A 2450-nucleotide genomic window follows, 5' to 3' on the forward strand; every position below is an offset into this window, starting at 1 on the left:
ACGGCCGCGCTCGGCCTCTCTGGCGGCCTTCTGGCGCTCCTGCTGCGGCGTCCGCTCGTGGGCCGTGGCGCGGGTCCGCGCGCCGGCCTCGTGCGCCTGGCGCTCGCGGGCGAGGTCCAGGGCGGCCGTCTTCACGTTCTGCCTTGCGCAGATGAGATAGATCCGTCAATTCCGGCCTATCGTTTCCACGATCAGCGATCGGCTCGTTGCCCTGCGCCGCTCCAAAGCCCGCGACGCAGCGCCGGCAGGCAGAGCAAGTAGAGGGCAGCGCCTGCAATCCATGCCCACCCGTTCCACGTTGTTATAGAAGCCGCATAGATCGCCGTGAAGAGGAGGGGTCCGACGATCGAGGTCAGGCTGGTGAGCGCCGCCAGTGAGCCTTGCAGCTGCCCCTGACGTTCCTCATCCACCTGCCTGGACAACATTGCTTGCAGCGCCGGCATTCCGATGCCACCCGAAGCAAGCAGGACCATGATCGGGAACGCCATCCATCCCCGTGTCGCGAAGGCAAGCAGGATGTAGCCTGTGCCGTCGGCAATCATTCCGAGCATGAGTGCCCGCCTTTCGCCGAGCCGGGCGGCTACAGGGCCGGTGATCATTGCCTGGGCGAGTGAATGCAGAATGCCAAATGCGGCAAGCGAAATGCCGATCGTGGTCGCGTCCCAGTGAAAGCGATCCTCGCCGAAAATGACCCAAAGCGCGGCCGGCACCTGTCCGACAAGTTGCATGATGAAGAAGACCGCCATCAGGGCGGCGACGACGGTCATGCCCCGGGCCCACCGGAACGAAGCGAGCGGGTTGAGAGCCTCCCGGCGTAACGGCCGGCGTTCGCCTTTGTGCGACTCCGGCAAAAGGAAACAGCCCGTCAGGAAATTGAGGCCGTTCAAGGCTGCCGCGGCGAAGAACGGAGCGTGGGGGGAGAAACCGCCCATCAGCCCACCGAGCACAGGTCCCGCGACCATCCCGAACCCGAAACAGGCGCTCATGAAGCCGAAGTGCCGCGCGCGCTCATCGCCATCAGTGATATCGGCAATATAAGCGCCGGCTACCGCCCCAGTCGCCCCGGTGATGCCGGCCACGATCCGCCCGATATAGAGAACCCAAAGGAAAGGCGCTGTCGCCATGATGGCGTAGTCGACAGTGGCGCCGGCCAGCGAGACGAGCAAGATTGGCCGCCGCCCGAAACGATCCGACAGCGCGCCCAGCACAGGTGCGCAGGCAAATTGCACCAACGCATACAGCGCCAGCAGAATGCCATAGTGGGCGGTGACGTCGTTCGAGTGAACCAGATCGCGCAGGAGGCCCGGCAGCACCGGCATAATCAGGCCGATGCCGACAGCGTCGAGCGCGACAGTGCTCAGAATTACGATCAGGGGTATGTTGGGTTTCACGTCTGGCCTCCGGACCAGCCTCCGCTGGTCCGATTGAACGCGCGGATTCTTTATCACTGATAAGTTGGTGGACATATTATGTTTATCAGTGATAAAGTGTCAAGCATGACAAAGTTGCAGCCGAATACAGTGATCCGTGCCGCCCTGGACCTGTTGAACGAGGTCGGCGTAGACGGTCTGACGACACGCAAACTGGCGGAACGGTTGGGGGTTCAGCAGCCGGCGCTTTACTGGCACTTCAGGAACAAGCGGGCGCTGCTCGACGCACTGGCCGAAGCCATGCTGGCGGAGAATCATACGCATTCGGTGCCGAGAGCCGACGACGACTGGCGCTCATTTCTGATCGGGAATGCCCGCAGCTTCAGGCAGGCGCTGCTCGCCTACCGCGATGGCGCGCGCATCCATGCCGGCACGCGACCGGGCGCACCGCAGATGGAAACGGCCGACGCGCAGCTTCGCTTCCTCTGCGAGGCGGGTTTTTCGGCCGGGGACGCCGTCAATGCGCTGATGACAATCAGCTACTTCACTGTTGGGGCCGTGCTTGAGGAGCAGGCCGGCGACAGCGATGCCGGCGAGCGCGGCGGCACCGTTGAACAGGCTCCGCTCTCGCCGCTGTTGCGGGCCGCGATAGACGCCTTCGACGAAGCCGGTCCGGACGCAGCGTTCGAGCAGGGACTCGCGGTGATTGTCGATGGATTGGCGAAAAGGAGGCTCGTTGTCAGGAACGTTGAAGGACCGAGAAAGGGTGACGATTGATCAGGACCGCTGCCGGAGCGCAACCCACTCACTACAGCAGAGCCATGTAGACAACATCCCCTCCCCCTTTCCACCGCGTCAGACGCCCGTAGCAGCCCGCTACGGGCTTTTTCATGCCCTGCCCTAGCGTCCAAGCCTCACGGCCGCGCTCGGCCTCTCTGGCGGCCTTCTGGCGCTCCTGCTGCGGCGTCCGCTCGTGGGCCGTGGCGCGGGTCCGCGCGCCGGCCTCGTGCGCCTGGCGCTCGCGGGCGAGGTCCAGGGCGGCCGTCTTCACGTTCTGCCTTGCGCAGATGAGATAGATCC

At 64.3% G+C, this 2450-nt stretch carries 3 protein-coding genes and 1 pseudogene; 1 reads left to right on the forward strand and 3 read right to left on the reverse strand.

All coding sequences use genetic code 11. The features are described from left to right. Both LB557_RS31390 and tet(A) read right to left on the reverse strand, forming a co-directional pair. Positions 1 to 135, reverse strand: a pseudogene (locus LB557_RS31390) (relaxase); the annotation flags it as partial. Between the two features lie 56 nt (positions 136 to 191). Beyond that, positions 192 to 1391, reverse strand: coding sequence for a tetracycline efflux MFS transporter Tet(A) (tet(A), locus tag LB557_RS31395; protein ID WP_011645018.1), 1200 nt, complete (start codon positions 1389 to 1391; stop codon positions 192 to 194). A gap of 105 nt (positions 1392 to 1496) precedes the next feature. Here tet(A) and tetR(A) point away from each other — a divergent pair, with 105 nt between their 5' ends. Continuing rightward, positions 1497 to 2147: a tetracycline resistance transcriptional repressor TetR(A) gene (tetR(A), locus tag LB557_RS31400; protein ID WP_000164043.1), complete on the forward strand. Its 651-nt coding sequence runs from the start codon at positions 1497 to 1499 to the stop codon at positions 2145 to 2147. Positions 2148 to 2178: 31 nt separating this feature from the next. Here tetR(A) and LB557_RS31405 read toward each other — a convergent pair whose 3' ends face one another. After that, a complete protein-coding gene (locus tag LB557_RS31405; protein WP_000844627.1) occupies positions 2179 to 2421 on the reverse strand; it encodes a transposase in 243 nt (80 codons plus the stop codon). Positions 2422 to 2450: the final 29 nt, after the last annotated feature.

The organism is Mesorhizobium sp. BR115XR7A, assembly GCF_020165315.1.
GTDB lineage: Bacteria > Pseudomonadota > Alphaproteobacteria > Rhizobiales > Rhizobiaceae > Mesorhizobium > Mesorhizobium australicum.